21 protein-coding genes are annotated in these 20507 nt (G+C 69.4%); 14 read left to right on the top strand and 7 right to left on the bottom strand.

Annotated features, from left to right (window positions below; translation table 11 throughout):
* The first annotated feature begins 80 nt into the window (after window positions 1–80).
* The 6 genes from BN2660_RS04905 to BN2660_RS04880 all read left to right on the top strand — a co-directional run bounded on the left by BN2660_RS04905 (window position 81) and on the right by BN2660_RS04880 (window position 6137).
* A complete protein-coding gene (locus tag BN2660_RS04905) occupies window positions 81–1415 on the top strand; it encodes an ABC transporter substrate-binding protein (RefSeq protein ID WP_091227999.1) in 1335 nt (444 codons plus the stop codon).
* Between the two features lie 93 nt (window positions 1416–1508).
* A complete protein-coding gene (locus BN2660_RS04900; RefSeq protein ID WP_091227996.1) occupies window positions 1509–3632 on the top strand; it encodes an alpha-galactosidase in 2124 nt (707 codons plus the stop codon).
* A gap of 160 nt (window positions 3633–3792) precedes the next feature.
* Window positions 3793–4029 (top strand): 50S ribosomal protein L28, encoded by a 237-nt coding sequence (gene rpmB / locus BN2660_RS04895; protein ID WP_017203559.1) that lies wholly within the window; start codon window positions 3793–3795, stop codon window positions 4027–4029.
* The gene (rpmG, locus tag BN2660_RS04890) at window positions 4029–4199 is read left to right on the top strand and encodes a 50S ribosomal protein L33 (protein WP_017203558.1); all 171 of its coding nucleotides are present in this window, start codon (window positions 4029–4031) and stop codon (window positions 4197–4199) included. Before rpmB ends, rpmG begins: the two co-directional genes overlap by 1 nt.
* 3 nt (window positions 4200–4202) lie before the next feature.
* Window positions 4203–4508 (top strand): 30S ribosomal protein S14, encoded by a 306-nt coding sequence (rpsN, locus tag BN2660_RS04885; RefSeq protein ID WP_017829734.1) that lies wholly within the window; start codon window positions 4203–4205, stop codon window positions 4506–4508.
* Between the two features lie 804 nt (window positions 4509–5312).
* Window positions 5313–6137: a type IV toxin-antitoxin system AbiEi family antitoxin domain-containing protein gene (locus BN2660_RS04880; RefSeq protein WP_091227994.1), complete on the top strand. Its 825-nt coding sequence runs from the start codon at window positions 5313–5315 to the stop codon at window positions 6135–6137.
* Between the two features lie 290 nt (window positions 6138–6427).
* Here the strand turns inward: BN2660_RS04880 and BN2660_RS04875 are convergent, their stop codons facing one another.
* Window positions 6428–7255, bottom strand: coding sequence for an alpha/beta hydrolase (locus BN2660_RS04875; protein WP_091227991.1), 828 nt, complete (start codon window positions 7253–7255; stop codon window positions 6428–6430).
* A gap of 134 nt (window positions 7256–7389) precedes the next feature.
* On the opposite strand from BN2660_RS04875, the gene BN2660_RS04870 reads away from it, so the two are divergent.
* The 4 genes from BN2660_RS04870 (at window position 7390) to BN2660_RS04855 (ending at window position 11452) form a co-directional block, all read left to right on the top strand.
* On the top strand, window positions 7390–8013 hold the full coding sequence (locus tag BN2660_RS04870; RefSeq protein ID WP_255305030.1) for a TetR/AcrR family transcriptional regulator: 624 nt from the start codon (window positions 7390–7392) through the stop codon (window positions 8011–8013).
* 124 nt (window positions 8014–8137) lie between these two features.
* Window positions 8138–8662: a helix-turn-helix domain-containing protein gene (locus tag BN2660_RS04865; protein ID WP_091228072.1), complete on the top strand. Its 525-nt coding sequence runs from the start codon at window positions 8138–8140 to the stop codon at window positions 8660–8662.
* A 355-nt stretch (window positions 8663–9017) separates the two neighbouring features.
* Window positions 9018–9305: an HU family DNA-binding protein gene (locus tag BN2660_RS04860; protein ID WP_050724056.1), complete on the top strand. Its 288-nt coding sequence runs from the start codon at window positions 9018–9020 to the stop codon at window positions 9303–9305.
* Between the two features lie 113 nt (window positions 9306–9418).
* Window positions 9419–11452: a bifunctional copper resistance protein CopD/cytochrome c oxidase assembly protein gene (locus tag BN2660_RS04855; protein ID WP_091227986.1), complete on the top strand. Its 2034-nt coding sequence runs from the start codon at window positions 9419–9421 to the stop codon at window positions 11450–11452.
* A 24-nt stretch (window positions 11453–11476) separates the two neighbouring features.
* Here BN2660_RS04855 and BN2660_RS04850 read toward each other — a convergent pair whose 3' ends face one another.
* Window positions 11477–12547 carry a hypothetical protein gene (locus BN2660_RS04850; RefSeq protein WP_091227983.1) on the bottom strand — a complete coding sequence of 357 codons (1071 nt, stop codon included), beginning with the start codon at window positions 12545–12547 and terminating at the stop codon, window positions 11477–11479.
* Window positions 12548–12685: 138 nt separating this feature from the next.
* On the opposite strand from BN2660_RS04850, the gene BN2660_RS04845 reads away from it, so the two are divergent.
* Window positions 12686–14119, top strand: coding sequence for an ATP-dependent DNA helicase (locus tag BN2660_RS04845; RefSeq protein WP_176697086.1), 1434 nt, complete (start codon window positions 12686–12688; stop codon window positions 14117–14119).
* Window positions 14120–14165: 46 nt separating this feature from the next.
* On the opposite strand, the gene BN2660_RS04840 is transcribed toward BN2660_RS04845, so the two are convergent.
* Both BN2660_RS04840 and BN2660_RS04835 read right to left on the bottom strand, forming a co-directional pair.
* Window positions 14166–14813, bottom strand: coding sequence for a biliverdin-producing heme oxygenase (locus BN2660_RS04840; RefSeq protein ID WP_091227977.1), 648 nt, complete (start codon window positions 14811–14813; stop codon window positions 14166–14168).
* A 40-nt stretch (window positions 14814–14853) separates the two neighbouring features.
* Window positions 14854–15180 (bottom strand): DUF2470 domain-containing protein, encoded by a 327-nt coding sequence (locus tag BN2660_RS04835; RefSeq protein WP_091228070.1) that lies wholly within the window; start codon window positions 15178–15180, stop codon window positions 14854–14856.
* Between the two features lie 88 nt (window positions 15181–15268).
* On the opposite strand from BN2660_RS04835, the gene BN2660_RS04830 reads away from it, so the two are divergent.
* Together BN2660_RS04830 and corA are read left to right on the top strand one after the other, a co-directional pair.
* The gene (locus BN2660_RS04830; RefSeq protein WP_091227974.1) at window positions 15269–16549 is read left to right on the top strand and encodes a serine hydrolase domain-containing protein; all 1281 of its coding nucleotides are present in this window, start codon (window positions 15269–15271) and stop codon (window positions 16547–16549) included.
* 50 nt (window positions 16550–16599) lie between these two features.
* On the top strand, window positions 16600–17616 hold the full coding sequence (gene corA, locus BN2660_RS04825) for a magnesium/cobalt transporter CorA (protein WP_091227971.1): 1017 nt from the start codon (window positions 16600–16602) through the stop codon (window positions 17614–17616).
* A gap of 2 nt (window positions 17617–17618) precedes the next feature.
* On the opposite strand, the gene BN2660_RS04820 is transcribed toward corA, so the two are convergent.
* The 3 genes from BN2660_RS04820 to BN2660_RS04810 form a co-directional block, all read right to left on the bottom strand.
* On the bottom strand, window positions 17619–17837 hold the full coding sequence (locus BN2660_RS04820; RefSeq protein ID WP_091227969.1) for a multidrug transporter: 219 nt from the start codon (window positions 17835–17837) through the stop codon (window positions 17619–17621).
* Entirely contained in the window at window positions 17824–19215 is a 1392-nt protein-coding gene (locus BN2660_RS04815) for an APC family permease (protein WP_091227967.1), read from the bottom strand. The genes BN2660_RS04820 and BN2660_RS04815 overlap by 14 nt, the downstream gene beginning before the upstream one ends.
* A 121-nt stretch (window positions 19216–19336) precedes the next feature.
* Window positions 19337–20086, bottom strand: coding sequence for a DeoR/GlpR family DNA-binding transcription regulator (locus BN2660_RS04810; RefSeq protein ID WP_091227965.1), 750 nt, complete (start codon window positions 20084–20086; stop codon window positions 19337–19339).
* A gap of 67 nt (window positions 20087–20153) precedes the next feature.
* Here BN2660_RS04810 and BN2660_RS04805 point away from each other — a divergent pair, with 67 nt between their 5' ends.
* Window positions 20154–20507 (top strand): DUF4406 domain-containing protein, encoded by a 354-nt coding sequence (locus tag BN2660_RS04805; protein WP_091227963.1) that lies wholly within the window; start codon window positions 20154–20156, stop codon window positions 20505–20507.

Raw genomic sequence — 20507 nt, 5'->3', positions numbered from 1 at the left:
CGACCGCGCGGCACCCCACCACCCGCACCACCTCACCTGCAGTACCCGCACCACTCATCGCATCCATGAAAGGGATCGACATGCAGCATTCGAAGAAGAAGGCAGCGGCCGCCATCATCGCCATCTCGGCGTTCGCGCTCGCAGGCTGCTCCGCCGGCGGCGGAGAGAGCACCGACGGCGGCGACGCAGCCGCGTCCTGCACCCCGGCTGACGGCGACGTCACGCTCGAGTTCACCTCCTGGATCCCCGGGATCGAAGGAGTCGTCGACCTCTGGAACGAGGCCAACCCCGAGATCCAGGTCGACGTGCAGACCGGCCCCAACGGCAACGGAGGCACGTACCAGAACTTCTTCAACCAGATCAAGGCGGGCGATGCCCCCGATCTCGGGCAGATCGAGTACGACGCGCTGCCGAACTTCCTCGTGCAGGACGGCATCGAGGATCTCAGCGCGTGCGAGGACGTCGTGGCCGCCGAGGACCAGTTCGTCGACTGGGCCTGGGGCCAGGTCACGCTCGGCACCGACAGCGTCTACGGCATCCCGCAGGACACCGGCCCCATGGCCCTGTTCTACCGTGCCGACCTGTTCGAGCAGAACGGCATCGCGATCCCGACGACCTGGGAGGAGTACCGCGAGGCCGCGGTGAAGATCCGCGAGCTGGGCGGGTACATCACGAACTTCTCGCAGTCGGACATCAACCAGTTCGCGGGCTTCGCGTGGCAGGACGGCGCGCAGTGGTTCTCGAGCGACGACGCCGGCTGGACCGTGTCCCTCGCGGATGACGCCACCACCACGGTCGCCGACTTCTGGCAGAGCATGCTCGATGACGACCTCGTCGCGACCGTGCCCGCCTGGACCGACGAGTGGAACAACGCCTACAACTCGGGCGAGGTCTGGACCTGGAACTCGGCCGTCTGGGGCGCGAACTCGATCTCGAGCGGAGCGCCGGACACGGCCGGCAGCTGGGCCGTCGCACCGCTGCCGCAGTGGGAGGCGGGCGGATCCGCCGCCGGCAACTGGGGCGGCTCGTCGACCGCGGTCCTCAAGGGCAGCGAGCACGTCTACGAGGCGACGAAGTTCGCTCTGTGGCTGAACACCTCGGAAGAGGCGCTGACCGCGCTCGCCGAGGCGGCCAACCTCTATCCGGCCACCACCGAGGGCCTGACGCTCCCGGTCTTCGCCGAGGGCGTGGAGTTCTACGGCGGCCAGAAGATCTACGACGTGTTCGCCGACGCCGCCACCCAGGTGTCGCCCGACTTCGCGTGGGGGCCGACGATGACGCAGACCTACGCCGACGTCTCCGACGGCTTCAAGGCCGCCGTCAGCGGCAGCGGCACCCTGCTCGACGCGATCGAGAAGGGCCAGTCCTCGACGATCGACGCACTCAAGGCCGCATCGATCCCCGTCAAGGAGTAACACCCTCGGCGTCATCAGCGACGCCTGCGGAGACCCGCCCGTATGCTCACGGGCGGGTCTCTCTTTTCCGTCTGCGATCTGTCTGGAGCAGTCATGACCGAACTCGTCCATCTCTCCTCGGCCGGCGTGAGCGTGCTCATCGACACCGCCGGCGCGCGCCTGCTGCACTGGGGTGCCCAGCTCGACCCCGCGGATCTCGACGCCGTCGCCGCATCGTCGACGGGCTCGGTGACGTTCAGCTCGTTCGACGCGCCGCGGATGTTCCCGCTGCTCGCCGTGGAGGCCGATGGATGGTCGGGGGCTCCTGCTCTCGCCTGGCATCGCGGGGGTCTGCACAGCGCCCCGCAGCTCTCGGCCGTGGGGTGGGAGGCTGCCGGGTCGTCGCTGCGCGGTCGCTTCGAGGATGCCGGTGCTGCTGTCTCGGTGGTCCTCGACCTCGCGCTGGACGCCGGGGGAGTGCTCACCGCGCAGCTCTCGGTGACGAGCACCGCCGGCACGGAGGCCGACGCGCTCGACCTCATGGCCGCCCGTCTGCTGCTGCCGATCCCCGCGTACGCCACCGAGCTGCTCGATCACACCGGGCGCTGGACGGGAGAGCGGCGCCCCCAGCGCGGACCCGTGCGCCACGGTGCCCACCTCCGCCAGGTGCGACGAGGGCGCGGCGGCCATGACGCCCCGTACCTGACGGTCGTCGGCACCGACGGCTTCGGCTTCCGTCGCGGCGAGGTGTGGGCTGCGCACGTCGCCTGGAGCGGCGACCTCGAGGTCGGGGTCGAGCGGCTGCCCGAGGGGGCCGGCGTGCACGGGGCGGTCCTCGGCGGAGGTGAGCTGCTGCTCCCGGGCGAGATCCGGCTGGCTGCGGGTGAGACGTACACGTCGCCGCTCGTCTACCTCGCCTACGGCGGGAACGGGCTGGATGCCGCGTCGGCGCGTCTGCATCAGGCGGCGAGGGCACTGCCCGGCCACCCCTCGACACCGCGCCCGCTCGTGCTGAACACGTGGGAGGCCGTGTACTTCGACCACGACCCGGCGAAGATCCGGGAGCTCGCCGAGGCGGGGGCGGCCGTCGGCGTCGAGCGGTTCGTGCTCGACGACGGCTGGTTCACCGGGCGGCCGGACGACAGGTCGGGACTCGGTGACTGGTTCGTCGACCGCGCGAAGTGGCCGGACGGGCTGCGCCCGCTCGCCGACCACGTGCACGGACTCGGGATGCAGTTCGGCCTGTGGTTCGAGCCCGAGATGGTCAACCCGGTCTCCGAGCTCGCGGCGCAGCATCCCGATTGGATCCTGCAGTCCTCTCCGGAATCCGGTACCTGGCGGCACCAGAAGGTGCTCGACCTCACGAACCCGGATGCTACGGCCCACCTCCTGGAGCGGATCGACGCGCTCGTGAGCGAGGTCGGCATCGACTTCATCAAGTGGGACCACAACCGCGACCTGCACGCGGCGGTGTCGCCGCGCAGCGGCCGGGCGTCCGTGCACGCGCAGACCACGGCGTTCTACGCGCTGCTCGATGCGCTGCGCGACCGGCATCCGTCGTTGGAGATCGAATCGTGCGCGAGCGGCGGGGCGCGCGTCGACCTGGGTGTGCTCGCTCGCACGCAGCGTGTGTGGGCCTCGGACTCGAACGACCCGATCGAGCGGCAGCGCATCCAGCGGTGGACCGGCGCGCTCGTGCCGCCCGAGGTCGTGGGGTCGCACGTGGGGCCCGCGATCGCCGAGACCACGCACCGAGCGGCATCCCTGCCGTTCCGCATGACGACGGCGCTGTTCGGCCATGCCGGTGTCGAGTGGGACATCACCGCGTGCTCGGCCGAGGAGCGCGAGGCTCTGACTCGGTGGACGGCTGTGTACCGGGAGCTGCGGCCGCTGCTGCACAGCGGTGTCACCGTGCGCTCCGACGAGGTCGACGACGAGACGCTGCTGCACGGCGTCGTGGCCGCCGACGGCTCGCGCGCGGTGTTCGCCTGGGTGCGCCTCGGCACGTCGGTCGACGCGTTCACGCCGCGTACCCGCATCCCGGGCCTCCGAGCGGGGGAGAGGTACCGCGTCCGCGTGCGGGAGGACCTCGGGCAGGTGGCGCGGCATCAGGTCGCCGATCCCGGGTGGACGGATGCGGGCATCGAGGCATCCGGGTCGTTCCTGGAGACGGTGGGGGTGCCGCTGCCGCTGCTCGCTCCGGGGGCTGCGCTGCTGCTGGAGGCCGTGCGGGTCTGAGCCGCTGCCGTGCTAGACTGACTCTTTGTCTGCGCACACTCCTGTGCGTAGTTCGTGTGCTCCCCCTCCTTCCACCGAGTGATCGGTCGTGTGGGGTGGCGCGCAGACAAGGGATCTTGGGTGGGGCCGTCCGGCCTCACGGTATAGAAGGAGTCACATCATGGCAGCAGTGTGCCAGGTGACTGGAGCTGTTCCCGGCTTCGGTCACAACGTCTCGCACTCGCACCGCCGGACGAAGCGCCGCTTCGACCCGAACGTGCAGAAGAAGACCTATTTCGTTCCGTCGCTCGGTCGTAAGATCACGCTCAACGTGTCCGCCAAGGGCATCAAGGTGATCGACGTCCGCGGCATCGAGAACGTGGTCAAGGACCTCCAGGCGAAGGGTGTGAAGCTCTAATGGCCAAGAAGGCTCAGGACGTACGTCCGATCATCAAGCTGCGTTCGACGGCAGGTACGGGTTACACGTACGTGACGAAGAAGAACCGCCGCAACACCCCCGACCGCCTCGTGCTGAAGAAGTACGACCCGGTCATCCGTCAGCACGTCGAATTCCGAGAGGAGCGTTGATCAATGGCTAAGAAGAGCAAGATCGCTCGCAACGAGCAGCGCAAGGTCATCGTCGAGCGTTACGCAGAGCGTCGCGCCGAGCTGAAGAAGACCCTCGTCGACCCGAACGCCACCGACGAGGCCCGCGAGGCCGCACGCGTCGGCCTGCAGAAGCTGCCGCGCAACGCGTCGCCGGCTCGCGTGCGTTCGCGCGACGTCATCGACGGCCGCCCCCGCGGTGTCCTCACGAAGTTCGGCATCTCGCGTGTCCGCTTCCGTGACATGGCACACCGTGGCGAGCTGCCGGGTGTCACCAAGTCGAGCTGGTAAGTCTCAGCTGACAAGAGGGGCGAGGATCTTCGGATCCTCGCCCCTCTTCTGTGTGTGGGGGTGTGGGGTCCTCTGGGCCGCGCCCGCCCCGCCCTGGTGGGCGGACCCCGCCCCGCCCCGTTCGGCGGACTTCTCCCTGTGGGGCGGACTTCTGGGTCGAGATCCTCCGCCCGACGGGCAGTTCTCCGCCCAACGGGTTGGCCCATGTCGGATGGGATGCGCTCCTACGCGTCCGGCGACCTCACCCCGTCGGGCGGACTTCTCCGCGTCGGGCGGACTCGCGGGCCGAGATCCTCAGCCCGATGGGTAGTTCTCCGCCCGACGTGTTCGCCCCCAGGGCGGGCCATGGCCGGCTGAGGTCACTTCATGGTGGCCTTCTGTCCCGTGCGTGCGTCCCCTCAGCGGGATCCTTCCCTGCCGCCGTGTCCGGCGCCCTCACCCCGTCGGGCGGACTTCTCCCTGTCGGGCGGACTCTCGAGCCGAGATCCTCAGCCCGACAGGTAGTTCTCCGCCCGATGTGTCGCCCCCAGGGCGGGCCATGGCCGGCTGAGGTCACTTCATGGTGGCCTTCTGTCCCGTGCGTGCGTCCCCTCAGCGGGATCCTTCCCTGCCGCCGTGTCCGGCGCCCTCACCCCGTGGGGCGGACTTCTCCGCGTCGGGCGGACTCCCGAGCCGAGATCCTCAGCCCGACAGGGAGTTCTCCGCCCGATGAGTCGCCCTACACCGACGCCAGGACAGAAGTGTCATCCACGGAGGCCGGGTTTCACGTCACGGCGGATGCCGCACGGCGGCCATCATCGGGGGATGGATGTCGAACGTGCACTCGCCGAGCGAGACGGGGTTGCCCGAGTCAGCGCTGTGAAGCGGGCCGGGGTCACGGAGCACGCGCTGCGACGCGCGGTGCGCGAGGGCAGCGTCTTCTCCGTCCGCAGGGGCTGGGTCGCGCTACGCGATGCGGATCCCCTGTTGCTGGCAGCGGCAAGACGGGGCGTGGTGCTCAGCTGCGTCACGCTCGCCGCGCGGAAAGGCCTCTGGGTGACGTCGAACTCCGAGACACATGTCGCGGCTCCTCCCGGATCAGGTCACGCGAGCGCCGTGCGAGGCATCGTCCATTGGAGCAGGCCGGCGTTTCCTCGCGGTCCCGATCAGCTCGAGGATTCGATCGAGAATGCGCTGATCCTCGTCGCACGCTGTCAACCGCACGAGGACGCGCTCGCGACGTGGGAATCGGCCCTACGCCTGCGGATGGTCGATCCGGAGGTGCTCGGTCGAGCTCGGCTGCCGCCAGCCGCGCGCGAACTGCTGGAGAGCGCGCGCCCGTTCGCGGATGCGGGAACCGAGACGATCTTCCACTCGAGGTTGCGCTGGCTGCGGATCGCGATCACGCCCCAGGTGTGGATCGTCGGTCGTCCGGTCGACTTCCTCATCGGAGAGCGGCTCGTCGTGCAGATCGACGGCGGTCATCACGTCGGCGCTCAGCGAACGAGTGACATCGGTCACGATGCGGAGCTGATGCTGCGCGGGTATCACGTGATCCGCGTCAGCTACGACCAGTTGATGAATCAGTGGCCCGTGGTGCAGCAGAGGATCCTGGCCGCGGTGGGCCAGCGCTTGCACCTGGCGGCATAGAGGGGAGGATCATGACGACACCCGGGGTGGCCGCCCCGCTTCTCAGGACACGCGTCGGACGGAGTTCTCCCTGTCGGGCGGATGGGTGGGGTTGCAGCCTCCGCCCGACGGGGAGTTCTCCGCCCGACGTGGTGGGCAGGGGGACGCCCCCACTCGGTGGCTCTGCGAACCCGACGACGACGAGAGCAGGCCGCCGGCAAAGCGCGGCAGGCGACCGGCAGGACGCGGCCGGCGACCGGCAAAGCGCAGCAGGTCACCGGCAGGACCCTTCAGGCGACCGGCAGGACGCATCAGGCGACGGATGCCGACGCGTGCGCCACCGCCCAGGTGAGGGCGTAGTCGGCGATCTCCTCCCACCCGTCCTGGCTGACGAGCCGGTGGGTGCGGCCCGCATACTCTTTGTACTCGATCACCGCGGGGCTGCCGGTCGACCGGTACTTCTTCTCGATCGCTCGGACGATGGCCGGCGGCAGAACGTGATCGATCTCCCCGGCGATGAGCAGCAGCGGGGCCCGGTCGGCGCGGCTGTAGTCGACATGAGTGACGCCGCCCTTCTCGTTGACGACCGAGCTCACGCCCTCGAAGAAGACCCTGTTGTACGAGTTGACGGCGGATTCCTCCCAGAGACGATCGGATGCCGCGCGAGAGAGGTCGTTGCCGAAGGTGAAGTGGAAGTGGCGCTTCGACAGCGGCTTGGCGCCGTTGATGCCGAAGGGGTTCGACAGGATCGGCGTGCCGGTCCACAGCGTCGAGAGGGGGAGGGCGGTGACGCCGGCGGTCTGACCGGGGGCGACGCCGACGTAGGCGGAGCCGAGTCCGCGATCCGCGAGCATCTGAGTGAGGACGCCTCCGAACGAGTGACCCATGATGATCGGCTTCACGGGCAGGGTGCGGATGATGCGCTCGTAGTGGTCGGCGATCTGCTTGAGGCCGATGCCCTTCAGCGCCGACGGGTCTCGCCGGATGTCCTCGACGGTCCGGTCGTCGATCCCGGGCCAGCCGGGCACGATCACCTCGTGGCCCTGGGCGCGGAAGCGGTCGGCCCAGGTGTTCCAGCTCTGGGGCGTCATCCACAGTCCGTGGATGAGGACGATCGGGGTCTTCTCGGTGGTGCTCATCGGTTCTTCTCCTGGTTCTGCCCCTGCCCTCTGCAGGTGCGATACGCTGATAGTAGACCGAACGTTCTATCTACCGCAACCTATTCCTGAAACTCGAGAAGTCGCGCTCCGGATCGCGGCGTTCGGATGACACGATGAGAGGGATCACCATGGATGCCACCGACACGACGACCCCGAGACGACCGAGCGCTGCGCGGACCCGGCTCATCGACAGCGCGACCCGCCTCTTCTACGAAGAGGGGATCCACACGGTCGGCGTCGACCGCATCATCGAGGAGGCCGCGGTCACCAGGGCCACGCTCTACAAGCAGTTCGGGGGCAAGGAGAACCTCGTCCTCGCCTACCTCCGCACCGAGGACGAGCTGCTTCGCGCGATGTTCGCCGAGGCCGGTGCGGCGGTGACGGATCCGACCGAACTCGTCGATGCGGTGATCGACGGCATCGCCGCCGACATCCGACTCCGACACACGCGCGGATGCCCCTTCATCAACGCCGCGGCCGAGTATCCGGATGCCGATGGCGCGGTGCGGCAGCTGATCGAGGAGCACCGCGAGTGGTTCCGCTCGACGCTGCACGCCGTCGCCCAGGGGGCAGGACTCGTGCGACCCGAGGAGGTCGCGGCATCCCTCGTCCTGCTGCGCGACGCCGCGCTCGTGGGGGGCTATCTCGACGGCGAGGAGCGCGTGGGTCCGGCTTTCGAGCGCACCGCACGCGCGGTCGTCGCGTCGCACTCGCCGGATACGTCACGCCGCGCATGAACCAGCCGATCGCCGCGTGGCGGAGACGTGGCGGAGATGTGGCGGCCATGTGGCGGCGAGGTGGCGGGCGACTGGCGGCTTCGTGGCGTGGTGGTCCGCGACGCACTCGGAAAGCATGGACGGCATGAACACGACACGAATCATCGAACTCCGGCAGTCCCAGGGATGGACGCAGGAACGCCTCGCGACCGAGAGCGGCGTCGGCCTCCGCACGGTGCAGCGTCTGGAGGCGGGGCAGGATGCCAGCCTCGAGACGCTGTCGCTCGTCGCCGACGCGCTGAAGGTTCCGGTGCGCGAGCTCTTCTCGGTCATCGAGGACGAGGGGCTCAGCATGCGCGTCGATTCGTTGGAGGACCGGACGGTGGAGCAGCAGACGGCCCGCGACCGGATCAGCACGGCCTGGCGGTGGCTGTATGTCGGGGTGGGGATCATCTGCACCCTCGTCGCCTTCACAGTCCCGTACGGCGTGGTCCTGGTGCTGTCGTACTGGGTCGGCGGCTTCCTCATCCTCCGGGCGCTGCGCCGCATCGTGATCGAGCCGCGGCTGGACGCCGCGTATCCGCTGTCGAAGGAGCGTCCGACTCGTCGAGAGCGTCGTCGCGCGGAGGCGCAGAGGCCGGCGGAGACGCCGGCGGAAAGCACCGTCTGAACCCATCGGATCGCCCCCAGACCCACACCGCATCGCCCCCAGATCCACACCGCACAGCCCCCAGACCCACACTGCACAGCCCCCAGATCCACACCGCACAGCCGCGAGATCCACACGAGATCGCCCCGATCTCCGCCCCCCGATCGCATCCGGACAGCCGCGTCGGATCCCGTCGATATCTGTGACGGAAGTGGCCAAAGTGGCGCGACACGCCACGAAAATGCCCAAAACCCGCGAAATGACGCGGAAATGTGGGCGCCGGTTGGTACATTCAAGGCGGTCACACGACCAACGGGCGGCAGTCGTCGCCCGCACCACAAACGATGCGACGGGATCCTCGTCGCTGGAGGATGACATGGCTGACAAGTCCATCACCAAGACCGAGCTCGTCGCGAGCATCGCTTCCGCCACCGGTCAGAGCCAGGCCACCGTCTCGGGTGTCCTCGACGCGCTGTTCTCCTCGGTCTCCGACGCCGTTGCCAAGGGCAGCAAGGTCTCGATCCCGGGCTGGATCTCGTTCGAGCAGGTCGCGACCGCAGCCCGCACGGGCCGCAACCCGCAGACCGGCGCCGAGATCAAGATCCCGGCCGGCAAGCGCGTCAAGGTGACCGCCGGCTCCAAGCTCAAGGCTGCCGTCAAGTAAGACCGCACCCGTCGAAGGCCGCTCCCGATCCGTCGGGAGCGGCCTTCGTGCGTCGGGAGGGGTACCTCACGACGCCGGGCCGTCGGACAGCCGCCGCGGCTTAGGCTTGTACGGTGAGTTCCCGCGCCACGCAGACCTGGACCAGCCCCGCCTATCGTGCGGGCGGTCTCGTCGTGCTGCTCGGCGCCGGGGTCATCGGCACCCTCATCGCACTGCTGATCGGAGGGGGCGCCGCGCCGCTCCTCCTGCAGGACCCCGGTCCGTTCGTGCGCTGGGCGATACCGATCGTCAAGCTCGCGATGAACCTCGCCGCCGCGGCGATGCTGGGCTCCCTCGTGCTGGCGCTGTTCGCACTCCGCAGCGACGAGAAGGCGTTCGAGGTCGCGCTCAACACGGCATCCGTCGGCGCAGCCGCCTTCACCGTCAGCGCGGGTGTCAGCGGCTTCCTCGCCTTCATGGCGGCTTTCAACCCGCAGCTCAGCGCGGAACGGGAGTTCGGCACGCAGCTCGGCCGATTCCTGCTCGAGACGGCGCTCGGCCAGTCGTGGCTCATCACGACGATCATGGGATCCGTCATCACCGTGCTCGTCTTCGCCTGGCGCACCTGGACGCCAACGCTCATCACGGCCGTGCTGGCCGCGGCATCCTTCCTCCCCCTGGCCACCCAGGGCCACTCGGGCGAGCTGTCGGGCCACACCGTCGCGGTGAACTCGATCCTCCTGCACACGATCGGCGCCGCCGTCTGGCTCGGTGGACTGCTGCTCGTGGTGCTGCTGCGCGGCCGGTCCGGCGTCGGGACGGCGCAGCTCGTCGGCCGGTACTCGAGCCTCGCGATCGCCGCCTTCGCCGTCGTCGCGGTCTCCGGCCTCGCACGCTCGGTGGTCGCCCTCGGCGACGTCTCGCAGCTGTGGACGCCGTATGGCGCCATCCTGCTCGCGAAGGTCGTGCTCCTGGTGGCGATGGGGCTGCTCGGCGCCTGGTACCGCATCCGTCTCATCCCTCGTCTCGCGGGCGCGAACGCCGCGCGCTGGTTCTGGATGCTGGTGCTGTGCGAGGTCGCGCTGATGGGACTCGCCTCCGGCGCGGCGGCAGCGCTCGCACGCACGCCCCCGCCGACCGGTGAGGAGGCGGCGTTCGTGCAGACGCCCGCCGAGAACCTCACCCGATCGGCACTGCCGCCCGAGTTCACGATCGACCGCTGGTTCACCGCGTGGGACATCGACATCCTGTGGCTGGTCGCCGCGGGCTTCGGGCTCTTCTTCTATCTCGCGGGCGTTCGCCGGCTGCAGAAGCGCGGCGACCGGTGGCCGATCCACCGCACGGTCTTCTGGGTATTCGGGATGCTGATGCTCGTCTGGGTGACCTGTGGGCCGATCAACGCCTACCAGGAGTACCTCTTCAGCGTGCACATGCTGGGGCACATGATGCTGTCGATGGCGATCCCGCTGCTGCTCGTGTCGGGTGCCCCCATCACCCTCGCGCTCCGCGCCATCCACAAGCGCGACGACGGCAGCCGCGGCGGCCGCGAGTGGATCATGTGGGCGGTGCACTCGCCGTTCGCGAAGGTCGTGACGCATCCGTTCGTCGCCGCGGGGATCTTCGTCCTGTCGCTCTGGGCGTTCTACTTCACCGACCTCGTGCGCTGGTCGATGTTCGAGCACCTGGGCCACGAGTGGATGATCGCGCACTTCCTCATCTCGGGCTACCTGTTCGTGATGAGCCTCATCGGCGCCGACCCCGTGCCTTACCGGCTGCCGTACCCCGGCCGGCTGATCACACTCATCGCGGTCATGGCCATGCACGCGTTCTTCGGCATGGCGATGATGATGCAGGAGGGGCTGCTCGTCGCCGACTGGTTCGGCTCGATGGGGCGCGACTGGGGCCCCACGCCCATGGAGGACCAGTACATCGGCGGCGGCATCGCCTGGTCGATCGGCGAGATCCCCACGCTGATCCTGGCGATCACCGTCGCGATCCAGTGGAGCCGCAGCGACACCAAGCTGCAGAAGCGCCGCGACCGGCACGCCGACCGCACGGGCGAGGCCGAGCTCGAGGACTACAACGCCCAGCTGGCCGCGCTCGCCGAGCGGGATCGACGGCAGGCCGAGCGCGAGGCCGAACGTGACGCAGCACGCCAGGCGCGCTGACCCCCAGGCGCGCGAGCGTCGGAGTCAGCCCGCGGCAGGCTCGTCGGGAGAGCCGACGCGGATGGACGCGCTGCCGTCGGGCAGGATCGTGATCGATCCGTTGACCTGGAAGGGCACGTCCTCGGAGATCGCCTGCACCGTGCCGTCGAAGAGCGACCTGATCTCGACCTCGACGTGGGCCACGGCTTCCGTCGCGGGGATCTGCCAGTGGCCGCCCTCCGGAACGACCGTCACCTTCGGCTGCGCCGCGATCGACCACTTCGGCAGCGACGCGATGCGGTTCGACACCTCGAGCCCGAAGGGGCAGGCCGTGGGCAGCAGCACCTCCTGCATCGTGCATTCTGTGAGGAACTCCTCGACGCGCGCCTGCACGACGGCGACGAACTCGTCGGTGGGCTCGGTCTGCACGTCGACGGGCGTGGTGGCCAGGGGGCTGTCGGCGAGCACGCCGATGCCCTCGGACTGCGCGATGGGGGTGTCGACCGTGACGGAGTACAGACCCGGCGTGAAGACGAGCAGAGGGAGCGGGTCGAGCGGTGCCGCGTCCGCTCCGTCGATCGACACCTGACGCCGGTCGACCTCGAACCCGTTGATCGCGAACTGATCGGCGCCGCGGAGCGTGAGCTCGATGACCGCGAGCGGGCTCGTGGTGAATCGCCAGTTCGGGGTGACGCCGGCCCAGCCGTCCTGCGCGACCGAGAAGGTCGTCGTGCCCTCGTATCCGCCGGTCGTGTACGACACCGTGACCGCAGTGGTCTGGCCGTCGGGCTTCTCGGACAGCACCTCGACGTCGGCCAGCGGTGCGAGCGCGGACTGCCTCAGCATGGCTTCGGAGGCCGACGCGCCGATGCCGGCGACCTCCAGGGTCTCGCGATCGATCGCGACGCCGGGCACCTGCAGGGCGTCGGCTGCTCGACCCTCGGCGAGCAGGTCGAGGTAGCGGACCACGAACGCCGACGGGCCGTAGAACTGCTGGTACAGAGTCGCGCCGCCCGCGGCGAGAGCGGCGACGAGGGCGAGGCCCACGACGGAGAGCAGGGCCAGGTCGGCAGCGAGACGAGAGCGCCGGGGCGCCGTCGTCTCAGCCTGCTGCATGGCGTCAGTCTAGGAGGACGGCCTGGGACGACGCCGAGCGCGCGCAGGCGACAGACGGATGCTGAGACGGCGGCTCCCCGTACCATGGAGGGGCGCGCCCGTCGCGCTGTCCCGCCGCCGTCCCGTGTGAGAGAACCCGTGTCGCTTCCCGCCCTGTCCGAAGAGCAGCAAGAGCTGTTCCGACTCATCGAGGACACGAGCGAGCACGTCTTCATCACGGGTCGCGCCGGCACCGGGAAGTCGACGCTGCTGCAGTACTTCTCGTGGAACACGAAGAAGCAGATCGCGATCTGCGCCCCGACGGGTGTCGCCGCCCTCAACGTCGAGGGGCAGACGATCCACTCGCTGTTCCGGCTGCCGATCGGTCTGATCGGCGGATCCGACATCGACCAGAACGACAACACGCGCCGCATCCTCAACGCGATCGAGACGCTCGTGATCGACGAGATCTCGATGGTGAACGCCGATCTCATGGATGCCATCGACCGCTCGCTCCGGCAGGCGCGAGGCAAGCGCGGTATCCCCTTCGGCGGCGTGCAGGTCGTCATGTTCGGCGACCCGTACCAGCTGGCCCCTGTGCCGCCGCGCGGCGAGGAGCTGCGCTACGTCAAGGACCACTATCGATCGTTCTGGTTCTTCGACGCCAAGGTGTGGGCAGGCCCCTGGACGGGTCCGGATTCAGGCGCTTCGACGGGCGCGGGCCCTTCGACAGGCGCCGGTGTCCAGCCCGAGGCTCTGTTCGCCGTCGACACCCGCGCCGAGCTGCACGTGCGCGAGCTGGTGCAGATCCATCGGCAGTCGGACGACGGCTTCAAGGCGATGCTCAACGCGGTCCGCTACGGCCGCGTCACCGCCGAGATCGCCGGGGTCCTCAACACGCAGGGCGCACGGACGCCGCCGGACCCCGAGCCGGGGGAGGTGCCGATGATCACGCTCGCCACCCGCAACGACATCGTGAACAGCATCAACGGCCGTCATCTCGCCGCGCTTCCCGGCAAGGAGCAGACGGCCAGGGCCGAGGTGAGCGGCGAGTTCGGACGCGGAGAGGCGTCGCTGCCCGCCGAGCCCGAGCTCAAGCTCAAAGTGGGGGCGCAGGTCATGTTCCTGCGCAACGACACCTCGATGTCCGGCGAGCCCCCGCGCTGGGTGAACGGCACCATCGGGACCGTCGTGCGCATCCTCGGCGAGACCGTGCGCGTCGAGATCGACGGCGAGGAGGTCGACGTCGAGCCGGCGGTCTGGGAGCGGTTCCGCTACTCCTACGAACCCAGCACCAAGAAGCTCACCCGCGACGTCGTGGCCGAGTTCACGCAGTTCCCGCTGCGTCTCGCGTGGGCGGTGACGATCCACAAGTCGCAGGGCAAGACGTACGATCGGGCCATCATCGACCTCGGCTCGGGGGCGTTCGCTCCGGGACAGACCTACGTGGCGCTGTCGCGACTCACCTCGCTGGACGGGCTGTACCTCTCGCGGGCGCTGCGCCCGAGCGACATCCGGGTCGACGAGGACGTGCGCCGCTTCATGCGCGAGGCGTGGCTGGCGGCGTCCACCCCGGAGGTCGGGAAGGCCTGAGCGGCCCTTCGACAGGCTCAGGGACCTCAGGGGCGACGGGCCTGGGTCAGGCGACGAGGCGCGCCCTGTCGAGGTCCTCGAAGAGCTCGGTGTTGAAGCGGTACGCGAGGAGGACCTCGTCGATCACGCGCTCCTGCTCGGCCTGGTCCCACGGGGCCGCGTCGAGCTGCTCGCGGTACACGTCCTTGAAGGCCGAAGGGTCGGCGATGTCGTCGAAGAGGTAGAAGCCGATGCCGTTGGTCTCGAATCCGAATCGGCGGGCCATCACGCGGCCGATGAAGATGCCGCCCGAGAGGTCGCCGAGGTAGCGCGTGTAGTGGTGCGCCACGAATCCGCCGGCCCACGTCGCACCGACCTGACGGATGCGCTCGACGTAGCGCTGCGTCGTCGGGAGCGCCACGATCCGCTCGCGCCAGTCGGAGCCCAGCAGGAACTCGAGGTCGGCCTCGAGCGCGGGGAGGCGGGTCAGCTTGTCGCTGATGAAGACGGATGCCACGGGATCCTGACGCATCCGCTCGCCGGCGCCCTCGAGCGCCTCGTAGATGAAGTAGTGCTGTGCGACGAGCGCGATGTAGTCCTCGCGCGAACCCTCGCCCTTCAGGAGGTCGGACATGAATCCGGCGCCCTCGCTGCGGGAGTGCGAGCTGGAGGAGCGCTCGCGGAGCGCGGCGGAGAAGGAGAGGATCTCGGACATGACATCAGTGTAAGGGCAGCCTTACCTTCGGCGAAACCCCTCAGGCGTGCGGACGCGGCTCGACCCCGAGCTTCTCGCAGGCGAGGTCGTACAGCGCGACGACCTCGCGGCGCACAGCCGGGCGCTCGTCGATGGGCCCACCGGGCCAGGGCACGCGGAGCTCGGTCGTCGCGCTGCCGCGAGTGACCTCCCAGGTGCCGCCGTCGCCGTCGAGACCCGTCATGACGGCCGCGGTGATCGCGCCGGCGGACGCGGCCTCCGATGCCGGGGAGAACGCCCGAGCGATCAGCAGGTTGTCGTCGGTGTGGTCGCCGTTCATGTGGCGGAGGATCGCGCCGACGACGTCGGATTCGAAGGTGTGGGGCATGCACATCACCCTAAGGGCGGGCGTGCGATGCAGTCTTTCAGCATCCGCGTTCTAGACTCGGGAGACACATCTTCCGGGGGTCCCCTTCATGCAGCTTCTCTCGTCGCGCAGGTTTCGCGCAGCAGCGGCCGGCGTCGCCGTACTCGGGCTCTTCCTCACGGGGTGCACCGCGGAGCGCGATTTCAGCTACACCCCGCCCGCGCAGGTCGACGCGGCCCTGCCCGACGACACCGTGACGGCGATGCAGGATGCGGTGAACAACGCACTGGTCGCCTCCGGCGCCACGGGTGCCGTGGTGGGCGTCTGGGTGCCGTGGAGCGGTACCTGGGTGACCGGCGTCGGCACGCAGGAACCCGGCGCGGGTGCCGAGATCAGCACGGACATGGCCTTCCGCATCGGCGACGTCACGCGTCTGATGACCTGCGACGTGCTCTACGGCCTCGCCGACGACGGCATCGTGGAGCTCGACGCCCCGGTTCCCGACTACGTGTCGGGAGTCCCGGACCTGACCGAGGCCACCCTGGTCGACCTGTGCAACGGCACCACCGGAGTCGGATCGTCCGAGGCGGCGGTCAAGGGCGCCTGGCTGAGCACCCCCGAGCGTCAGTGGGCACCGCTCGAGCTCGCGGCCGCCGGCCTCGGCGCTCCTCGCGCCGCGCCGGGGACCTACGGCGGCGCCGATGTGAACTACCTCCTTCTCGGACTCGCTCTGGAGCGGGCGTCGGGGAGGACGGCATCCGAGCTCATCGCGGAGTACGTGACCGAGCCCCTCGGGCTCGCGAACACCTCGCTTCCGCGCCCGGCGGCGGCCGCGCCCTCGCCCGACGCGGTCATGAAGGGGCACTATCTGACGGCTGTCGAAGGCGGATACAACTGTGCGGCTCCCGTCGACATCACCACGATGTCGTCGAGCACCGGGTACACGGATTCCGGAGTCGTCTCGACGATCGAGGACCTCGGCCGCTATGCGCAGGCCGAGGCGGCTCAGGCGCTGCGCACCGAGAAGGAGCCGAACCGGTTCGCCGCCCCGCTTCCGGCGTTCGACGGCGCCCCGTCGTGGCAGCAGGCGACCGGCGGCGCGAGCCTGGTCGGCAGCCTGGTCGGCCAGTTCGGGTGGACCCCGGGGTACGCCACCGCCGCGTACAGCGACCCCACCACGGGCTTCACGGTCGCGGTGTCGCTGAACGACTCGACGGTCGGCGGCAACATCGCCGGCTACCTGGCGTGGGAGCTCGCGGCCATCGCGTCGAAGGCGCCCGCGGCGTCGGGTGAGACGGTGCCCGAGTTCGGCCTGCCGTTCACGGCGGAGCAGTACCACCAGGCGATCGCCGACGCGTCGATCACCTGCGTCACCCCGCCCGCGGGCTGATCGGACCGTCGCGCCGCCCGGAGGCGGCACGACGCCTGGAGGGAGCGCCGATGGCCATCATCGACAACGCCATCTATGTCGGCGGCGTCCGCACGGAGAATCCGCGCAGCCTCAGCGAGACGTTCGAGGTGCTGCGCGAGCGCGGCGGGATGAGTTGGATCGGCCTCTACCGCCCCAGTGAGGCCGAGATCCGCGAGGTGGCCGACGAGTTCGGCATCCACGCCCTGGTCGTGGAGGATGCGCTCTCGGGCCATCAGCGGTCCAAGCTCGAGCGCTATGACGACGTGCTGTTCATGGTGCTGCGCTCGGCGCGCTACCTGGATGCCGCGGAGCAGGTCGAGTTCGGCGAGATCCACGTGCTCGTGGGACCCGACTTCGTCGTCACGATCCGGCATGCCGAGTCGCCCGATCTGGGGCGGGTCCGCCGACGCCTGGAGGGCGATCCCGCGCTCCTGAAGCTCGGCCCCGAGGCGGTCCTGTATGCGATCCTCGACGAGGTCGTCGACGAGTACGCTCCCGTGCTCTCCGGTCTCGAGAACGACATCGACGAGATCGAGAGCCAGCTCTTCGAGGACGGCGTCGACGCGACGCAGCGCATCTACGAGCTGGGCCGCGAGGTGATCGACTTCCAGCGGGCGGTGCAGCCGCTGGCGGGAATGCTCGACGCCCTGCTGCGGGGGTCGGCGAAGTACGACGTCGACGAGGAGCTGCAGCGCTACCTGCGCGACGTGCTCGACCACACCCTGCGCGTCTCGGAGCGCGCGAACACGTTCCGCACGGTGCTCGACAACGCGCTGACGGTGGAGTCGACGATCGTCGCCCGCCGGCAGAACGAGGAGATGCGACGGATGACCGAGCTCAGCATCCGCCAGAACGACGAGGTGAAGAAGATCTCGGGCTGGGCCGCGATCCTCTTCGCCCCGACGCTCGTCGGCACCGTCTACGGCATGAACTTCGACCACATGCCCGAGCTGCACTGGGCGCTCGGATATCCGATGGCGCTCGCGCTCATGCTGGGCATGGGCGTCGGGCTCTACGCCGTGTTCAAGCGCAAGGGCTGGCTGTAGATCTAGACCTCGTCGTCGTCGATCTCGACGCCGGGGCCCGGGCCGGGTCGCACCGGAGCGTCCTCCGCGATGTCGATCCGGGTGTTGCCGTCGTGCTCCGAGACCTCGATGCGCGGGGCGGCGTCGGCCTCGGTGGCGTCGGGAGCGGAGGTCAGCTGATCGTGCCGCTTCTCCTCGTTCGACATCTCGTCGACGCTGCTGGTGTCGTCAGGCGTGCTCATGGGTCTCCTTCGGAGTGTCGGTCGGATCGGTCGTGTCGGTGGACGGGGCGGTCGAGGACGAGCGCGAGCGTCCCCACCGGGCGAGGAGGTACAGCACCCCGCCCACCGCGAGCAGGATCGCCCCGAACAGCCAGACGACGGGGCGCTGCTGGGTGAGCAGCAGGATGCACGACAGGATGCCCAGTACGGGGACGAACGTCCAGATGCGGAAGTGGTCGTGCTCCACGCGGTCGCGCCGGAGGACGAGCACCGAGATGTTGACGCTGAGGAACACGAAGAGCAGCAGCAGGACGACAGTCTCGGCGAGCGTCGCGAGATCACCGACGAGGGTGAGTCCCATGGCGACGAGAGTGGTCGTCAGGATCGCGACCCAGGGTGTCTTGCGGTTCGGGAGCACGCGGCCGAGCACCGAGGGCAGCAGGTGCTGCTCCGCCATGCCGTAGGTGAGGCGGCTCACCATGATCATCGTCAGCAGGGCGCCGTTCGCGACGGCGATGAGCGCGATCAGGCTGAACAGCCAGGACGGGATGCTGGCGCCGGTCGCCTCGACCACTGCGAGCAGCGGGCCGCTCGACTCCTGCAGCTCAGCAGCCGGGAGGGCGATCGAGCTGGCGACGCCGACGAGCACGTAGACCGCGCCGGCGGTGAACAGGGCGCCGAACAGGGCGCGCGGGTAGGTGCGGCGCGGGTTCTTCACCTCTTCGATCATGTTCGCCGACGTCTCGAAGCCGACGAACGAGTAGTAGGCGATCACCGCTCCGGCGAGCACCGCCATCGCCGCCGGCGTGCCCTCGGGCGTCTGGGTGAGGCGCGAGGCGTCGCCACCGCCGCCGGCCACGAAGACGCCGACCACCGCGATCACGATGATGAGACCGCTCAGCTCGATCGCGGTCATGACGAGGTTCGCACCCATGGACTCGCGGATCCCTCGGGCGTTCAGCGCCGCCACGATCGCGAGGAAGACGATGGCGACCGGTGTCGCGGGCACATCGAAGAACGTGCCGAAGTAGTCGCCGGCGAACGCGATGGCGAGACCCGCGGCGCTCGTCACCCCGGCGGCGAGCATGCTGAATCCGACGAGGAACGAGACCAGGGGGCTGTGGAAGGCCCGCTCGGCGAACACGGAGGCGCCACCGGCGCGCGGGTACTTCGTCACGAGCTCGGCGTAGGATCCGGCGGTCAGGAGCGCGAGCAGGAGGGCGAGCAGAAGAGGAGCCCACAGCATCCCGCCGACCTTCTCGGACAGCACTCCCATCAGGGCGTAGATGCCGGCACCCAGCACGTCGCCGAGGATGAAGGCGAACAGGAGGGGGCCGGTGATGGCGCGGCGGAGTTTGGTGGGCTGCTCGCCCGCAGGCGCAGCGGTGTCCGAGGTCATCCTCGAACGATAGGGTCCCGGCGGGCGGGGGGCGAAGGGGTTGACACGCGGATACCCGCTGTCGCAGCGGCGCGGGCCCGCGATGTCGCGATCTCACGGCGGACGGCGGCGGCGCGGGCTCTCACCGATGCACGGGGAGCACGGTCGCGAGCTGCTCGAGGGTCGGATTGCGATCGAGGGGGTCGACGACGATGCCGGCGACGTCGTCGAGTCCGAGCACGGGGAATCGGGAGACCTCTCCGATCTTCTCCTCACTCGCGAGCACGAGCGTCTGCGCCGATCGCGCGGCGATCGCGCGCTTGGTGGCCGCATCCTCCAGGCTGCCGGTGGTCAGGCCGCTCGACGGGTCGACTCCGGTGACGCCCAGGAAGAACCTGTCGGCTGCGAGGTGCTGCAGGGCCTCCATCGCGAGCGCTCCGCCCGCGACCATCGAGAAGCGCGAGAGCTCGCCGCCGATCATGACGACCCGTGCGTCCGACCGCTCGGCCGCCGCGATCGCGACCGTCGGGCTCGGGGTGATCACGGTGAGGTCGGCGCCGTGCGGAAGCATCCGCGCCATCGCGAGGGTCGTGGTTCCCGCGTCGAGGACGATGACGGATGCCGGGGCGATCAGCTCCACCGCACGCCGGGCCACCCGCTCCTTGCTGTCGGTCGCGAGGGCCTGTCGCTGACCGACGGGCCGGTCGGCGGGCGCCACCGGAAGAGCGCCGCCGTACACGCGGACGAGCTCGCCGGCCTCGGCCAGCTCACGGAGATCGCGTCGGATCGAGTCCTCGGAGATCCCGAGCTCCTGGGCGACGTCCTTGGCGACGACCCGACCGTCCCGGCGGAGGACCTCTCGCAGGTGCGCCTTGCGCTGTGCGCCGAGCATCCGCTCTCCTTACCTGTTTCTTCTTGAAGTTGCATGTTGTTGCACGGTTAACGTTACAGTTCTCGACATGAAAACACCACTGCTCATCCTCATCGCCGGTCCCTATCGCTCAGGCACGAACGGCCACCCCGCGCTCATCGCCCGAAATCTCGAACGTCTCGAAGAGGCGGCCGCTCCCATCCACCGGCTCGGGCACGTGCCGATGATCGGCGAATGGGTCGCCCTTCCGGTCCTCCGGGGCATGGACGGGACGGAGGTCGAAGGCGGCGACGTCATGTACGAGACCGCGCGTCGCCTGCTGCAGCACTGCGACGCCGTGCTGCGGCTGCCGGGGGAATCCGCCGGCGCCGACAAGGACGTGGAGATCGCCCTCGAACGGGGGCTGCCGGTCTACCGGTCGCTGGAGGAGATCCCCGCCTGA

The sequence above is a fragment of the Microbacterium sp. 3J1 genome, assembly GCF_001049495.1.
In the GTDB taxonomy this organism is placed as follows: Bacteria; Actinomycetota; Actinomycetes; order Actinomycetales; family Microbacteriaceae; genus Microbacterium.
This window is presented reverse-complemented; position numbering and strand designations above follow the sequence as displayed.